Below are 14,679 nucleotides of genomic sequence, written 5' to 3'. Positions count from 1 at the left end.
CGACGAACGACGTCGGTGCTCCGCCACCGGTGGCCGGCCCCGGTGGGCCCGCTGCCGCTGGCGCTCGTGGCGCACCCACGCCGCTCACGCAGCGGCGGCGAACCGGCCTCAGCCGAGGGCGCCGAGCCCGGCCAGCTCCGCGCGCACGGCGGCGAGATCGGTGGTCGCGACCGAGGTGCACCAGCGGCGCGCCCGCACCAGCTCCTCGAGGTCGTCGGCCGCTCGCGCCGGCTCCTCCAGCAGGTCCGCGACGGCGGCGGGTCCCGCACCGTCGAACGCCGCCACGGTGGCGCGGAGCAGCGGGAGCACGCCGTACCCGCCGGAGACCGCGAAGGGCGTCTCCCGGTCGAGCGCCGCGTCGATCCAGGCGGCGAGCGTGCCGGGCGGCACTGCGGGTCCCGCGGGGCCGCCGGCCGGCAGGCACAGGCCCAGCTCCGCGCCGGCGACCTCGTCGGCAGCCGCCAGCCAGGCATACGTCGGGTCCTCGGCGGGCAGCACCACCTGCACCGTGTCGTCCTCCCCGAGCGCCCCCTCGGCGCGGGCGGCGTCCACGGCGGCGACGACCCGCCGCGCGTTGCCGGCCAGGTCGCCGGGGTCGCGCAGGGTCACGACGAGCGCGCTCAGCCGCAGCCCCGGCCGCGCGCAGTACGCCGCCGGGCCGGCGATCTGGCCGGCGCCGCCGGTGAGGACGACGCTCACCGGCACGTCCCGTCCCTCGGCCCGCGGCACGGCGGGCAGGTCGGTGTCGCTCACGCGCACCGAGCGGGTGAGCGGGTCGTCGAGGACCGCGGCGGGGGCGGTCGGGTCGGCGACGTCGAGCAGGGACTCCAGGGCGGCGGGAACGCGGTCGGTCACCGCTTCACGGTATCCACCCCGCGTGCCACGATGACCCGATGACCAACCAGGAGCGGGACCCGGGCGTGGTGACCTGCGTCAGCACGCCAGCCGACGCGATCGAGGTGCTGGTGCCGCGCGAGGTGCCGCTCGGCGGGCCTCGGGGCATGACCGTGCGGCGCACCCTGCCCTCTCGCCAGCGCTCGCTGATCGGCGCGTGGTGCTTCCTGGACCACTACGGCCCCGACGAGGTGGCGCTGAGCGGCGGGATGAGGGTCGCCCCGCACCCGCACACCGGCCTGCAGACGGTGAGCTGGCTGTTCACCGGGGAGATCGAGCACCGCGACAGCGCCGGGAACCACGCGATGGTGCGTCCCGGCGAGGTGAACCTGATGACGTCGGGGCGCGGGATCAGCCACTCCGAGGTCTCGCCGGAGACGACCCGCACCCTGCACGGCGCGCAGCTGTGGGTGGCGCTGCCCGCCGCGCACCGCGACGCCGCACCCGGGTTCGCCCACCACGTCCCGGAGCCGTTGCGCGGGACCGGTTTCGAGGCGCGGGTCTTCCTCGGCTCGCTGCTGGGCACGACCTCCCCGGTGCCGACGTTCACGCCCCTCCTCGGCGCCGAGCTGCTGCTCGGCCCGGGCGCGCGCGTCGAGCTCGACGTCGACCCCGCCTTCGAGCACGGCGTGCTCGTCGACACCGGCGCGGTGCAGGTGGAGGGCCACGACGTCGCGCGCGCCGAGCTCGCCCACGTGCCGACCGGGCGCGACCGGCTGGTCCTGGTCGCCGGCGACGCCCCGACCCGGCTGCTGCTGCTCGGCGGCACGCCGTTCGGCGAGAAGATCGTGATGTGGTGGAACTTCGTGGGCCGCTCCCACGAGGAGGTCGTCGCGCACCGCGAGGAGTGGCAGGCCCAGCTGCGGGCCGACGGCGGCGGCGTCGTGACGGACTCCCAGCTGGTGCGCCCGGGACGCTTCGGCGTCGTCGTCGGCGACCACCTGCCCCCGATCCCCGCGCCGCCGCTGCCCAACGCGCGGCTGCGCGAGCGCGGCTGAGCCGGTGACCGCGGGGACCGGCCCGGTCGTCGGCGAGGACGGCGTTGCACGCTGCCCGTGGGCCGGCGGCCCGGGGATGATGCGCGACTACCACGACACCGAGTGGGGGCGCCCGGTCCGCGGCGAGGCGGCCCACCTGGAGCGGCTGACGCTGGAGGCGTTCCAGTCCGGGCTGTCGTGGTCGACGATCCTGGCCAAGCGCCCGGCGTTCCGGGCGGCGTTCTGCGGCTTCGACGCCGACGCGGTCGCCGGCTTCGGCGAGGACGACGTGGCGCGCCTGATGGCCGACGCGGGCATCGTGCGCAACCGGCGCAAGATCGACGCCGCGATCCTCAACGCCCGCGCCACCCGCGCGCTGCGCGAGCAGGAGGGGCTGCCTGCGCTGATCGCGTCCTTCGCGCCGTCACGACCTCCGGCGCCGGCCACGGTCGAGGAGGTCGCGACCACCTCGCCGGAGTCCCTCGCGCTGTCGAAGGAGCTCAAGCGCCGCGGCTTCGTCTTCGTCGGGCCGACCACCATGCACGCGCTGATGGAGGCGATCGGGATCTTCGACCCGCATCTGGTGGGCTGCCACCGGCGCGGTCGCACGCACCTGGGCTGAGCTCAGCGCGGGCGTCGTACCCGGACCGGCTCGGGCGGCAGGCCCCACTCCGATCCGCCGAGGCGGGAGAGCGGCTCGAGGAGCGCGATCGCGGGACGGTCCTCGACCAGGACGTCCTCGCGCACGGTGATCCGCACGACCCGGCCCAGCACGACGGTGGAGTCGCCGAGCCCGATCATGGAGTGCAGCACGCACTCGATCGAGGCAGGTGAGGCCACGACGCGGGGCGGCGCCACGCACTCGCTGGGCTCGACGGCGATCTCGAGCTCGTCGGCCTCGTCGACGTCGTGCGGGTACGACGCGCTGGAGGCGTTGGCGGCCTCGAGCAGCGGCCGGCTGACCAGGTTGACCACGAACTCCCCGGTCGCGCGGACGTTGCGCAGGGTGTCCTTGTCGCCCACCGAGGTGAACTGCACGATCGCCGGCCGCGCGCACGCGACGGTGAAGAAGGAGTGCGGCGCGAGGTTGCCGATCCCCTCCGCGGAGAGCGTCGAGACCCACGCGATCGGACGCGGGACGACGAGGTCGGTCAGCCACCGGTAGGCGTCGACGTCGGGGGAGGCGGGGTCCAGGACGCGGCGCGAGGTGGGCGAGGGCACGCCCCCACCGTAGGCAGCCGGGCCGGACGGGGCGGGATCACGCGCCGTGCTTGGATGGTCGGCGATGGTCAACGGACTGATGTGGTTGCTCGGCTGCCAGCTGGTGGGGGAGGTCGTCGTCCGTCTCACCGACCTCCCGGTCCCTGGACCGGTCGTGGGCATGGCGGTGCTCCTCGTGCTCCTGCAGGTACGCCGCTCCGGCGACGACGCGACGGTGGTGCGGGCGGCCGACGGGCTGCTGCGCCACCTCCAGCTGCTGTTCGTGCCGGCCGGCGTCGGGGTGGTCGCCTACCTGGCGGTGATCCGGGACGACCTGGTGCCGATCTCGGTCGCGATGCTCGGCTCCTGGCTGGCCGGCCTGCTGGTCGTGGGGTGGTCCGCGCGGCTGCTGACCCGCGACCACGGCGAGGCCGCGGCTGGTCCGGGCGAGCCGGAGGGGGCGGGCCGGTGAGGGCGGTCCTGGAGTCGCCGGTCTTCCTGCTGCTGCTCACGCTGGCGGCGTACCGGCTGGGGCGCGAGCTGCGCGACCGCACCGGCGGGCACGCGCTCGCCCAGCCGGCGCTGGTCGCGATCCTCGTCGTGGCGGGGACGATCACGCTGCTCGACATCGACTATGCGACCTACCTCGACGGCACCCAGGTGCTGGTCTTCCTGCTCGGGCCCGCGACGGTCGCGCTCGCGGTCCCGCTGCACCGGCAGATGTCGCGGCTGCGCGGGTTCGTCGTACCGCTGCTGGTCGCCGTACCGCTGGGGGTGCTGGTCTCGGTGACCACCGGCGTCCTGCTGGTCCGCGCGCTGGGCGGCGACGAGCTGCTCGAGCGCACCATGGCGCCGAAGGCCGCCACCACCCCCGTCTCGCTCGCGCTGTCGGAGAGCCTGGGCGGCATCGCCCCGCTCACCGCGGTGCTGGCGATCCTGATCGGCATCGTCGGAGCGGTGCTCGGCCCGGCCGTGCTCACCCTCGCGCGGGTGCGGGAGCGCCGCGCCCGCGGGCTCGCCCTCGGGGCGGTGTCCCACGGCATCGGCACCTCGCGCGCGCTGGCCGAGAACGAGGCCGAGGGCGCGTTCGCCGGGCTCTCGATGGGGCTCACCGCGCTCACGACCAGCCTGGCGCTGCCGCCGCTGGCGGCGCTGCTGCTCTGAGGCTGGCTCTCCGAGCCGGGAGCGGAGGGGGTGCCGCGCTCAGCGTCGGCGGTCGTGCTCGTGCAGACCGAGACCCCAGGCCACGCCCCACGCGACGGACCCGACCAGCAGCAGCGCGAGACCCACGGTCGCGCACGCCCAGCCCACGACGAGCGGCCCGTTGTCGGTGAGCATCCACAGCCCCGCGACCACCAGCACGATCCCCGGCACCACCACCGCGCTCGGCTCGCCCGGCGAACGCCCGGCCTCGTCGGTTTCCGGGGGGAGGTGGGCAGGCTCGGTCACCGCCCCACCCTGTCAGATCCACAGCCCCGCCGCCCCGGAATCGCCCACTCGTCGGCACGGTGGGCATCGGTATCCGCGGGTCCGCCGGTGGGGTCATCCGTCGGTCGATCCAACGCTGTTGGTCGCGCTCGTCGAGGCCTTCCGAAGCCCGACGTCAGCTGTCCGTCCTGGTCTTCACGGCACCCGACAGGATCCGCAACCGGTTCCGCGCCCAGGACCCGGCCGTGATGGTGCACCGCGTCCCCCTGCGCGTCCATGCCAACCATGACAGCGAGACCACCGCGATCAACGCCGCGATCGTGCTGTGCGCGTCGTCCCACCTCGGCCGGATCCATTCCGAACCCGCGTTTGCGATGCGCGCCGGCGCCGCACCGGTCCAGGCCAACAGCGGCCAGACCCGCCAACGCCACGGTCGACCCACCCGCGACCACACCGCCCGCCGCGCCAGCGAAGCCAAGAACCCCTCGAGATCCACCGCTGCCTCAAGCGCTACATCGTCCGCGACCTCTACCGACGCCTCGAGAACCCCCACCCCACATCCCTTGACCAGGACAGGGAAGCGTCCTCCGGACGGCGGTCTGCCCCGCCAGCAGGCGGCTGGCGGGGTCTGGACCCTCCATGAGAGGGGGGAGCTCTTCTACGCGTCGGGTGGGTGCGCGGTGAGGAGGCGGGTGGTGCCGTCGGACTTCACGAGGTGGAGGCCACGTGGGGATCGCCAGAGATAGGTCGCCTGGTCGGTTCGTTCGTAGGTCCAGCCGGTGTGGGTCTTGGCGCGGTGATGTCGCCGGCACAGCGGGGCCAGGTTGCAGCTGCACGTCGGGCCGCCGTCGCCGTGGGCGATGACGTGGTCGGTGTCGCAGCGGCGGGCCGGGCGTTCGCACCACGGGAAGGCGCACGTCGGCTGGGTGGGACGGGTCTGCTCGACGAGACGGTCGGGGACGGCGTAGGCGTCGGTGTGGTGGTGGGCGTCGAGGTCGATGACGGGCTTGATGACGACCTGGGCGTCGCCGCTGCACCAGTCGCGGACCTGGTCGGTGGAGACGATGGAGCGGGTCTCCTCGACTCGGGCGATGCCCGCTTCGTCGCGGCTGATCGCGGCGTGGGAGAGGTGGACGTGGATGACGACCTGCCGCGGCTTGACCACCGCAGCGGTCCCGTCGCCCGCGTCGCCCATCAGGTCGAGGGTGAGCTGGCGGCGGGCGAGCTCGCCGGCGGCCATCGAGCGGCGCACGTCCAGCGGCTCCTCCGAGCCCAGCGCGGCGAGATCGACGGCTCCCTGCCGGATCGCGGCGTCGAGGTCGAGTGCGTCGGCGAGGTCGAGGGTGCCCTCGACCTGCACGGTCCCGTCGAAGTCGGCGGCCTCGGTGTGCACGTCGAAGCGGCGCCCGTCGGCGGCCTCACGCCGCTGCTTCTCGGCACCCTCGGGGTCGAAGGTGACCCGGGCGTGCTCGACGAGCCGGCCGATGGCGGCGAAGCCGATGCGGCCGATCACCGGCGCGAGCTGGCGGTCGACGTAGTCCGCACCCGCCAGCGGCAATGTGGTGGTCAGCTGTGCGACCCGGCGGGCCTTCCACGCCGGGACCTCCCCGGCCTGCACCAGCGCCCAGGTCCGCTTCAACCGGTGGGCCAGCTCGAGCGCGTCGCCGATCAGCGACTTGGCAGAATCCGTCGAGACCCCGAGGGCGGCACCCAGTTCCATCGGCGCGAACTCCGCGACCAGCGGGGTGCCCTCACCCGCGAGCGGGACTGCGATCTCCGCGAAGATCAGCCCGCCACCACCGTTGGCCGAGCCTGTCGAGGCCCCGTCGGAGACCGACTCCTCCGGGTGCATCGCCGTCCACGCGAGAGCCCCCTGGAGGATCTCCAGCTCGGCCCGCTGGACCGCAGCCCGACGCGACTGCACGAACGCCAGCACGGCGGCTGGGGTGTCGCAGTGGGGGAGTTCTGGGGAGGCCATGCCTCAGTCTACTCGAACGCATGTTCGAGAACAAGGGATTCTCCCCAGGGGTTCCGCTGTGATGTCTCAAGACATCGGTGACGGTTCTCTATCGAGACATCGGTGACACGACCGGGGTGCTTGGCGGTGACACTTCTGGCGGTCTGGTGCAGTGCCAACTGCCCATGAGCCTGTTGGTCCTCGTGTCTGCCTCGCGATTACTCAGTGGCCCGACGGCGCCCCTCGCGCGGCGGTGTCGACCTTCCGCGTCGAGCACGGCATCTCCCGCAAGGTGTTCCACGCGATCCGTGCACGGGTCCGCAAGGAAGGGTCGGCGCAAGCCCTATAGGCCGACCACCCAGGGGAAGGGCGAGCGCTTTCATCAGACGCTGTTCCGCTACCTCGACAAGCGGCCACTCGCCGCGACCCTGGCCGAGCTGCAGCCCAGGTCGATGTGTTCGATGACATCTACAACACCCAGCGACCCCATCATGGCCTACCGGGCAGGCCCACCCCGTCTTCCAGTGCCCTGCGTACCCCGATGGGCTCGGCCGACGGGCCGTCGCTCGGCGAACGGACCGCCGCGCGACCGCCGTGCCCCTAGGTTGGCCCCATGACGCGGGTCCACGCCTTCTCTGACGACGCTCTCGGCGACCTCGACGCGGTGGGGGTGGTGGAGGCGCTGCGGGCGCGGCGGGTCTCCGTGCCGGAGGTGGTGGAGGCGGCCATCGCGCGCACCGAGGCGGTCGACCCGGCGCTCGGCGCGGTCGCCCACCGCGCCTACGGGCGGGCCCGGGAGGACGCGCGGGCCCCGCACGGTGGGTTCTTCGCCGGGGTCCCGACCTTCCTCAAGGACAACATCGACGTGGAGGGGATGCCCACCCATCACGGTTCCGACGCGTTCGTGGCGCAGCCGGCCAAGGCCGACGGCGACGTGGCGCGGGCGCTGCTCGCCACCGGGCTGCTGCCGCTGGGCAAGACGCGGATGTCGGAGTACGGCTTCAGCGCCGTCGCCGAGCACCCCCGCCAGGGGCCGGTGCGCTCGCCGTGGTCCACCGACCACGTGGCGGGCGCGTCGTCCGCCGGCTCCGCGGCGCTCGTCGCGGCCGGCGCCGTACCGCTCGCGCACGCCAACGACGGCGGTGGCTCGATCCGGATCCCCGCCTCCGTCAACGGCCTGGTGGGGCTCAAGCCGAGCCGTGGTCGGATGCCGAGCGAACGGCTCAACCGCCAGATGCCGATCCGGATCGTCGCCGACGGCGTCGTGACCCGCTCGGTGCGTGACACGGCGGCGCTGTTCCGCGAGAGCGAGAAGGTCTACCGCTGCCTCGAGCTCGCGCCGGTCGGTGACATCACGCGGCCCGGGCGGCACCGGCTGTGCGTGGCCGTCCACACCACCGGTGTCGCGCGGGACGCCGACCCTGAGGTGGCGGATCTCACGCTGCGCACCGCCGCGCTGCTGTCCGACCTGGGCCACCACGTCGAGGAGGTCCCGGTCCCGGCGCCGTCGACGTTCCCCGACGACTTCGTCCTGTACTGGGCGCTGCTCGCCGCAGCCATCGTCCGCACCGGCCGCCTGACCCACGGCCGCCAGTGGGACCCCACGCGCCTGGACAACCTCACCCTCGGCCTGGAGCGCCACCTGCGCCGCCACGTGCACCGCCTCCCCGGCGCGATCCGCCGCCTGCGGGCCGCGCGGGAGGTCTCGCGGGCCTTCCACGAGCGCTACGACGTCGCCCTGTCGCCCGTCGTCGCCACGCCGACGCCCCTCGTCGGGCACCTCGACCCCACCCAGGACTACGACGTCGTGATGGGCCGACTGCTCGACTGGGTGGCCTTCACCCCGTGGCACAACGTGACCGGCGACCCGGCCGTCTCCCTGCCTCTCGCCACCACCTCCGCGGGGCTGCCCCAGGGCATGATGTTCGGGGCAGGGCTGGGTCGCGAGGGGGTCCTGCTGGCGCTGGCCCTGGAGCTCGAACAGGCCCTCCCACCTGCGGTTTTGTCCAAGCAGGACCCTCGATTTCACGTCCCGCAGGGACCTGTGTAATCTTCTCTGTCGTTGCCCCTTTAGCTCAGTCGGCAGAGCGTCTCCATGGTAAGGAGAAGGTCTACGGTTCGATTCCGTAAAGGGGCTCTGGGTGAGGGTTGCGCCGCGGTCGTAGGATGGTGGCGCAACCCGACCTATGTGGCGGGGTAGCTCAGGTGGTTAGAGCACACGGCTCATAATCGTGGTGTCGCGGGTTCGAGTCCCGCCCCCGCTACCAGGCAAGACCACCGAGCAGCAGCATTCTCGACGACCTACAAGGACTTCCCGTGGCCAGCAAGAGCTCCGACGTTCGCCCCAAGATCACGCTCGCGTGCGTGGACTGCAAGGACCGCAACTACATCACCAAGAAGAACCGCCGCAACGACCCCGACCGCATGGAGCTGGCGAAGTTCTGCCCCCGCTGCCGGACGCACACGGCCCACCGCGAGACCCGCTGATCACAGCGCACACGTCTTCCACGACGACCCCGTCCGAGCCATCGGACGGGGTCGTCGTCGTTGGTGGCCACGCCACTAGGGTGGACGCCATGCCCGTCGACGCCGCCCTGGTCGGGAAGACCTTCCCCCCGACCCGTCCGTACGCCGTCTCCGAGGAGAAGGTCCGCGAGTTCGCCACCGCCGCCGGCACGACGTACGACGGGGGACCGGCGCCCGCGACGTTCCCGATCGTGCTGGCCTTCGACGCGATGAACGCCTTCCTGGCGGCCGAGGAGATCGACCTGTTCCGCATCGTCCACGGCGAGCAGAAGTTCGCCTACGAGCGCCCCGTCGTCCCCGGCGACGTGCTCACCGCGACCCTGACCGTCGCGAGCCTGCGCCAGATCGGCGGCAACGACATCATCGGCACCGCCAGCGAGGTCCGCGACGCCGACGGCGCGCTGGTGTGCTCCACCACCGCCACGCTCGTGCACCGGGCCGCCGCATGAGCGCGCTGAGCGCCGGCGACGCACTCGCCCCGCAGGAGTACGCCGTGACGCGCGCCGACCTGGTCCGCTACGCCGGCGCCAGCGGCGACTTCAACCCGATCCACTGGTCCGACCGGGTCGCCACCTCGGTCGCGCTCCCCGGGGTGATCGCCCACGGGATGTTCACCATGGCCCTCGCCGCCCGCGCGGTCGCCTCCTGGACCGACGGCGCCGAGGTGCTGGAGCTGGGCTGCAAGTTCACCAACCCGGTCGTGGTCCCCGACGACGACATCGGCGTCGTGGTCCGCGTCGCCGGCACCGTGAAGTCGGTCGAGGACGGCCGTGCCGCGATCGCGCTCGAGGTCACCTGCGACGGAGCCAAGGTGCTCGGCATGCCGAAGGCCGTCGTCCGTGCCTGAGCCGCTCCACCTGCTGCGCGACCACACCACGCTCCGCGTCGGCGGCCCGGCCGCCCGCTGGGTCCGCGCGCGCACCGAGGACCAGGCCGTGGCCGCCGTCGCGGCGGCCGACGAGCGCGGCGAACCGGTCCTCGTGCTCGGCGGCGGCTCCAACCTGGTGGTGGCCGACGCGGGCTTCCCCGGCACCGTGGTGGAGCTCGCGATGGACGAGATCACCGTCGAGGGCGACGACGACGGGCCCGCCTGCGGTGGCGTGAGCGTCACCGCCGGCGCCGGCGCCGGCTGGGACGACCTGGTCGCCCTGGCCTGCGAGCGCGGCTGGGTCGGCCTCGAGGCGCTCTCCGGCATCCCCGGGACCGTCGGGGCCACCCCGGTGCAGAACGTCGGCGCCTACGGCCAGGAGGTCGCCCAGACCATCGCCCGGGTCCGCACCTGGGACCGCGTCGAGCGCCGGGTCCGCAGCTTCGCCGCCGCCGACTGCGGCTTCGGCTACCGCACCAGCCGCTTCAAGGCCGACCCCCAGCGCCACGTGGTGCTGTCGGTGACCTTCCAGCTGCGCACCGGCGACCTCTCCGCGCCCGTGGCGTACGCCGAGCTGGCCCGCACCCTCGGCGTCGGGAGCGGCGAGCGCGCCCCGCTGGGCGACGTGCGCACCGCGGTCCTCGGGCTGCGCCGCGGCAAGGGCATGGTGCTCGACGCCGAGGACCACGACACCTGGAGCGCCGGGTCGTTCTTCACCAACCCGGTGCTGCCCGCCGACCGCGTCCCCGAGGGCGCGCCGGCGTGGCCGGCCGGGGACGGCCTGGTGAAGACCAGCGCCGCGTGGCTGATCGAGCACGCGGGCTTCACCAAGGGCCACGGCGGCCCTGCGGCCTCGCTCTCGACCAAGCACACGCTGGCGCTCACCAACCGGGGCGGCGCAACCGCGGCCGACGTCCTGGCGCTGGCCCGCGAGGTCCGCGACGGCGTGGAGGCCCGCTTCGGCATCCGGCTGGTCAACGAGCCGGTGCTGGTCGGCTGCGAGCTCTGAGCAGCCCCCTGATCAGCCGCTGGGAAGGCCCTGGTCAGCCCAGCCCGGTCAGGGCGGCGAGCGCGTTCACGTCGACGCCGGTGTCGGTGTCCCAGCTCTCGAACGCGCCGAAGGCGAGCACACCCACGAGCAGCGCGGCCATCGCCAGCACGCCGAGCACCAGCAGCACGGTGGCGATGATGCCCATGATCCGCCCGGCGTTGGCGCGGTCGCGCCCCTGCCACTGCCCCGGCGCGGCGTCGATCTCCTTGCACGCCCGCGAGCCCATCACCCAGGCGACCGGGCCGAGGACGAGCAGGAGCTGGCAGGTGACCAGTCCGGCCAGCGAGGCGATCCCGAGCACCATCGAGGTCGTCGCCTGCGGGTGCAGCGGCGCCTGCTGGGTGCCGTAGCCGTACGCCGGCGCGGCGCCGTAGGGCTGGCCATAGGGCTGGCCGTACGGCGAGGACCCCTGCGCGTGCGGCTGCTCGTACGGCGGCGTGGGCGCCGGGCTCCAGGGCTGCTGCCCCGGCTGCGGCGGGGGAGGGGGCTCCTGGCCGTAGGGCTGGTGGGTCGGCGGCAGCTCCTCGTCGCGGGGCTCGCCGGAGTCGGGACCGGTCATCGCTCCATCATGGCACCGCGCGAGGCCGCCGGTCGGGGGTGACCGCGGGGCCGGTCAGGGCCGGTCAGTCCGCCGGGCCGGCCAGCCAGGCGTCGACGTCGGCGAGGATCCGCGCCTTCACCTCGTCGGGCGCCCGGGAGGCCCGCACCGACATCCGGCCCAGCTCGGCGAGCTGGTCGTCGGAGAGGTCGTGCGCGGCGCGCATGGTGGCGTACTGGCCGGCCAGACGCGAGCCGAACAGCAGCGGGTCGTCGGCGCCGAGGGCGACCGTGGCGCCGGCCGCGAGCAGCGTGGGCAGCGGCACCGAGGTCAGGTCGGAGTAGACGCCCAGTGCGACGTTGGAGACCGGGCACACCTCGAGCGCGACCCCGGCCTGCACGATCCGGTCCAGCAGCTCGGGGTCCTCCGCCGAGCGGATCCCGTGCCCGAGGCGGTCCGCGTGCAGCTGGTCCAGGCAGGTGCGCACGTGGTCGGGCCCGCGCAGCTCCCCGCCGTGCGGGACCAGCGCGAGTCCGGCGCGCTCCGCGATCGCGAAGGCCGGCGCGAACTCCGTCGTGGTGCCGCGGCGCTCGTCGTTGGACAGCCCGAAGCCGACGACGCCGCGTCCGGCGTACTGGCCGGCCAGGCGGGCGAGGGTGCGCGCGTCGAGCGGGTGCCGGGTGCGGTTGGCCGCGATCACGACCGCGATGCCGAGGCCGGTCGAGGCGGACGCATCGCGGACCGCGTCCAGGACCAGGTCGGTGAACGCGGTGATCCCGCCGAAGCGGGCGCCGTAGCCGCTCGGGTCCACCTGGATCTCCAGCCATCGTCCGCCGTCGGCGACGTCGTCCTCGGCGGCCTCGCGCACCAGCCGGCGTACGTCGTCCTCGGTGCGCAGCACCGACCGGGCCACGTCGTAGAGGCGCTGGAAGCGGAACCAGCCCTTCTCGTCCGCCGCGGACAGCCGCGGCGGCCACTCCTCCACGAGCTGGTCGGGCAGCACGATCCCGTCGCGCTCCGCCAGCTCCAGCAGCGTGGAGTGGCGCATCGAGCCGGTGAAGTGCAGGTGCAGGTGGGCCTTGGGCAGCCGGTGCAGGTCGCGGGCCGGGCCCCTCGCGCTGCTCACGGGCGATGGCGTGCGGCAGGCGTCGAGGTCATGTTCGCCATCGTAGGGACGCCCCGAGTTTGCATGAGGTCGTGGTCCTTCCCGTAGACTCCCTGTCTGGTGGTTTCCCCACAGGCTTCGGCATGCCCGAGTCGGTGGTGATCCCCCGTGAAGGGCACTAGCTCAACTGGCAGAGCATCGGTCTCCAAAACCGAAGGTTGGGGGTTCAAGTCCCTCGTGCCCTGCGAGACGAACCGGTCGCACGACCGGTGGACGAACTACGAGAGGTGACGGCGTGTCGGACAGCAACGCAGTCCGCGGGCCCCGCGACGGCGAGCCGGTCAAGCGCACCGGCCCGGCGACGTTCTACCGCCAGGTGGTCGCCGAGCTGCGCAAGGTCGTCTGGCCTACGCGCGAGCAGCTCTCGACGTACTTCATCGTGGTTCTCGTGTTCGTCCTGATCATGATGGCGATCGTGTCGGCGCTCGACCTGGCATTCGGCCGGCTCGCGTTCGCGATCTTCACCGGCCCGAACGACTAACGGCCTCGCCCCGGCGGCGACCGCGACGAGGTCCATGACTTCCCGGCGCAGCCGGACGTCCCAGACGACCACAGCGAACTGATGGAGCACCACGTGTCGGAGCAGCAGGACCCCTTCGAGGTCGACGAGAACCCCGAGGCGAGCCTCGAGGACGAGTTCGGCGAGCCCGACGAGGGTGACAGCGAGCTCGACGAGGCCGCCCTCGACGCCGAGGTGACCGACGAGGACACCGACGAGGCGCTCGGTCTCGACGACGCCGACTCCGCCGACGCCACCTCCGCCGGCCTCAGCGCCGCCGAGGGCGACGAGGACCCCGAGTCCGAGGACGACGCTGACGAGGCCGAGGCCGAGGACCCGCTCGAGGCGTTCCGCCGCGAGCTGTGGGCCAAGCCCGGTGACTGGTTCGTCGTGCACACCTACTCCGGCATGGAGAACCGGGTGAAGTCGAACCTCGAGAACCGCATCATCTCCCTCAACATGGAGGACTACATCCACGAGATCGTGGTCCCCACCGAGGAGGTCGCGGAGATCAAGAACGGCCAGCGCAAGATGGTCAAGCGCACCGTCCTCCCCGGTTACGTCCTGGTCCGCATGGACCTCACCGACGAGTCCTGGGCCGCCGTGCGCCACACGCCCTCGGTCACCGGCTTCGTCGGCCACAGCCACCAGCCGGTGCCGCTGAGCATGTCCGAGGTCGAGTCGATGCTGGCTCCCGCGGTCGTCGCTGCGGCCGAGGCCGAGGCGGCCGCTGCCGCCGCGTCCGGCTCCGGTCGCGGTGCGGGCGGTGCCACCACGGCCCGCAAGCCCGTCGAGGTCGCGGACTTCGACGTGTCCGACTCCGTCATGGTGGTCGACGGCCCGTTCGCCACGCTGCACGCGACGATCACCGAGATCAACGCGGAGTCCCAGCGGGTCAAGGCCCTCGTCGAGATCTTCGGCCGGGAGACCCCGGTCGAGCTGAGCTTCAGCCAGATCCAGAAGGTCTGAGAAGCTCCACCGGGCGTCGCGGTGCCTGCACCGCACGACCCAGGTAGTACCCAGGTGGCAGAGGGCCCCGTGTCCTCGTCAAGACCACGAACGAGAAAGAGAAGCTGACATGCCTCCCAAGAAGAAGATCGCTGCACTGGTCAAGGTGCAGCTCCAGGCCGGCGCAGCGACCCCGGCCCCGCCGGTCGGTACCGCGCTCGGTCCGCACGGCGTCAACATCATGGAGTTCTGCAAGGCGTACAACGCCCAGACGGAGTCCATGCGCGGCAACGTGATCCCCGTTGAGATCACCATCTACGAAGACCGCTCCTTCACCTTCGTCACGAAGACGCCGCCGGCCGCCGAGCTGATCAAGAAGGCCGCCGGTCTCCAGAAGGGCTCGGGCGTCCCGCACACGCAGAAGGTCGGCAAGCTGACCAAGGACCAGGTCCGCGAGATCGCGCAGACCAAGCTCCCCGACCTCAACGCCAACGACATCGACGCCGCGATGAAGATCGTCGAGGGCACCGCCCGCTCCATGGGCGTCACCACCGACTGATCAGACCGCACCCACCTGTGGCAGGGCCGCGCTGGCCCACCTTCAGACCACACCTGGACAGAGAAGAGA

The 14,679-nt window shown here is 73.1% G+C and carries 18 protein-coding genes, 3 tRNA genes and 1 pseudogene; 16 read left to right on the top strand and 6 right to left on the bottom strand.

The window, feature by feature from the left end; translation table 11 throughout:
- Positions 1-108 precede the first annotated feature (108 nt).
- Positions 109-855, bottom strand: coding sequence for a hypothetical protein (locus tag HOQ23_RS17275; RefSeq protein ID WP_172216140.1), 747 nt, complete (start codon positions 853-855; stop codon positions 109-111).
- A gap of 38 nt (positions 856-893) precedes the next feature.
- Here HOQ23_RS17275 and HOQ23_RS17270 point away from each other — a divergent pair, with 38 nt between their 5' ends.
- On the top strand, positions 894-1,892 hold the full coding sequence (locus HOQ23_RS17270; RefSeq protein ID WP_172216138.1) for a pirin family protein: 999 nt from the start codon (positions 894-896) through the stop codon (positions 1,890-1,892).
- Positions 1,893-1,896: 4 nt separating this feature from the next.
- Positions 1,897-2,493, top strand: a complete 597-nt coding sequence (locus tag HOQ23_RS17265) for a DNA-3-methyladenine glycosylase I (RefSeq protein ID WP_367650555.1) — start codon at positions 1,897-1,899, stop codon at positions 2,491-2,493.
- Positions 2,494-2,495: 2 nt separating this feature from the next.
- On the opposite strand, the gene HOQ23_RS17260 is transcribed toward HOQ23_RS17265, so the two are convergent.
- The gene (locus tag HOQ23_RS17260) at positions 2,496-3,092 is read right to left on the bottom strand and encodes a flavin reductase family protein (protein WP_216654360.1); all 597 of its coding nucleotides are present in this window, start codon (positions 3,090-3,092) and stop codon (positions 2,496-2,498) included.
- A gap of 64 nt (positions 3,093-3,156) precedes the next feature.
- On the opposite strand from HOQ23_RS17260, the gene HOQ23_RS17255 reads away from it, so the two are divergent.
- A complete protein-coding gene (locus HOQ23_RS17255; RefSeq protein ID WP_172216134.1) occupies positions 3,157-3,543 on the top strand; it encodes a CidA/LrgA family protein in 387 nt (128 codons plus the stop codon).
- The gene (locus HOQ23_RS17250; RefSeq protein WP_172216132.1) at positions 3,540-4,235 is read left to right on the top strand and encodes an LrgB family protein; all 696 of its coding nucleotides are present in this window, start codon (positions 3,540-3,542) and stop codon (positions 4,233-4,235) included. Before HOQ23_RS17255 ends, HOQ23_RS17250 begins: the two co-directional genes overlap by 4 nt.
- Positions 4,236-4,274: 39 nt before the next feature.
- Here HOQ23_RS17250 and HOQ23_RS17245 read toward each other — a convergent pair whose 3' ends face one another.
- Together HOQ23_RS17245 and HOQ23_RS17240 are read right to left on the bottom strand one after the other, a co-directional pair.
- A complete protein-coding gene (locus HOQ23_RS17245) occupies positions 4,275-4,520 on the bottom strand; it encodes a hypothetical protein (RefSeq protein ID WP_172216130.1) in 246 nt (81 codons plus the stop codon).
- Between the two features lie 637 nt (positions 4,521-5,157).
- Positions 5,158-6,477 carry an HNH endonuclease signature motif containing protein gene (locus tag HOQ23_RS17240; protein WP_172216128.1) on the bottom strand — a complete coding sequence of 440 codons (1,320 nt, stop codon included), beginning with the start codon at positions 6,475-6,477 and terminating at the stop codon, positions 5,158-5,160.
- A 317-nt stretch (positions 6,478-6,794) separates the two neighbouring features.
- Between HOQ23_RS17240 and HOQ23_RS17235 the strand changes: the two are divergent.
- The 8 genes and pseudogenes from HOQ23_RS17235 to HOQ23_RS17200 all read left to right on the top strand — a co-directional run.
- Positions 6,795-6,973: pseudogene (locus HOQ23_RS17235) on the top strand (integrase core domain-containing protein); the annotation flags it as partial.
- A gap of 96 nt (positions 6,974-7,069) precedes the next feature.
- Positions 7,070-8,506 carry an amidase gene (locus tag HOQ23_RS17230; RefSeq protein WP_172216126.1) on the top strand — a complete coding sequence of 479 codons (1,437 nt, stop codon included), beginning with the start codon at positions 7,070-7,072 and terminating at the stop codon, positions 8,504-8,506.
- Between the two features lie 14 nt (positions 8,507-8,520).
- A tRNA-Thr gene (locus tag HOQ23_RS17225) sits at positions 8,521-8,593 on the top strand.
- Between the two features lie 53 nt (positions 8,594-8,646).
- Positions 8,647-8,723, top strand: a tRNA-Met gene (locus HOQ23_RS17220).
- Between the two features lie 49 nt (positions 8,724-8,772).
- Entirely contained in the window at positions 8,773-8,943 is a 171-nt protein-coding gene (gene rpmG / locus HOQ23_RS17215; protein WP_153321974.1) for a 50S ribosomal protein L33, read from the top strand.
- Between the two features lie 89 nt (positions 8,944-9,032).
- Positions 9,033-9,431, top strand: coding sequence for a MaoC family dehydratase N-terminal domain-containing protein (locus tag HOQ23_RS17210; RefSeq protein ID WP_172216124.1), 399 nt, complete (start codon positions 9,033-9,035; stop codon positions 9,429-9,431).
- Positions 9,428-9,829, top strand: a complete 402-nt coding sequence (locus HOQ23_RS17205) for a MaoC/PaaZ C-terminal domain-containing protein (protein WP_172216122.1) — start codon at positions 9,428-9,430, stop codon at positions 9,827-9,829. Before HOQ23_RS17210 ends, HOQ23_RS17205 begins: the two co-directional genes overlap by 4 nt.
- Positions 9,822-10,859, top strand: a complete 1,038-nt coding sequence (locus HOQ23_RS17200; protein WP_172216120.1) for a UDP-N-acetylmuramate dehydrogenase — start codon at positions 9,822-9,824, stop codon at positions 10,857-10,859. Before HOQ23_RS17205 ends, HOQ23_RS17200 begins: the two co-directional genes overlap by 8 nt.
- Before the next feature lie 34 nt (positions 10,860-10,893).
- Here HOQ23_RS17200 and HOQ23_RS20600 read toward each other — a convergent pair whose 3' ends face one another.
- Together HOQ23_RS20600 and HOQ23_RS17190 are read right to left on the bottom strand one after the other, a co-directional pair.
- Positions 10,894-11,460 (bottom strand): DUF4190 domain-containing protein, encoded by a 567-nt coding sequence (locus HOQ23_RS20600; protein WP_216654359.1) that lies wholly within the window; start codon positions 11,458-11,460, stop codon positions 10,894-10,896.
- A 64-nt stretch (positions 11,461-11,524) separates the two neighbouring features.
- Positions 11,525-12,565, bottom strand: coding sequence for an adenosine deaminase (locus tag HOQ23_RS17190; RefSeq protein ID WP_172216118.1), 1,041 nt, complete (start codon positions 12,563-12,565; stop codon positions 11,525-11,527).
- A gap of 151 nt (positions 12,566-12,716) precedes the next feature.
- Here HOQ23_RS17190 and HOQ23_RS17185 point away from each other — a divergent pair.
- The 4 genes from HOQ23_RS17185 to rplK all read left to right on the top strand — a co-directional run bounded on the left by HOQ23_RS17185 (position 12,717) and on the right by rplK (position 14,610).
- Positions 12,717-12,789: transfer RNA gene (locus HOQ23_RS17185), tRNA-Trp, on the top strand.
- 50 nt (positions 12,790-12,839) lie between these two features.
- On the top strand, positions 12,840-13,085 hold the full coding sequence (secE, locus tag HOQ23_RS21015) for a preprotein translocase subunit SecE (RefSeq protein WP_172216116.1): 246 nt from the start codon (positions 12,840-12,842) through the stop codon (positions 13,083-13,085).
- Positions 13,086-13,166: 81 nt separating this feature from the next.
- Complete coding sequence (locus tag HOQ23_RS17175; RefSeq protein WP_172216114.1) at positions 13,167-14,072, top strand: transcription termination/antitermination protein NusG; 906 nt, start codon at positions 13,167-13,169, stop codon at positions 14,070-14,072.
- Between the two features lie 109 nt (positions 14,073-14,181).
- Positions 14,182-14,610, top strand: a complete 429-nt coding sequence (rplK, locus tag HOQ23_RS17170) for a 50S ribosomal protein L11 (protein ID WP_153321981.1) — start codon at positions 14,182-14,184, stop codon at positions 14,608-14,610.
- Positions 14,611-14,679 lie beyond the last annotated feature (69 nt).

Origin of the sequence: Nocardioides sp. zg-DK7169, from assembly GCF_013155365.1 — a bacterium.
Taxonomy (GTDB): Bacteria; Actinomycetota; Actinomycetes; order Propionibacteriales; family Nocardioidaceae; genus Nocardioides.
The sequence above is the reverse complement of the archived record's forward strand: the minus strand, read 5'-3'. Positions and strand labels throughout refer to the sequence as shown.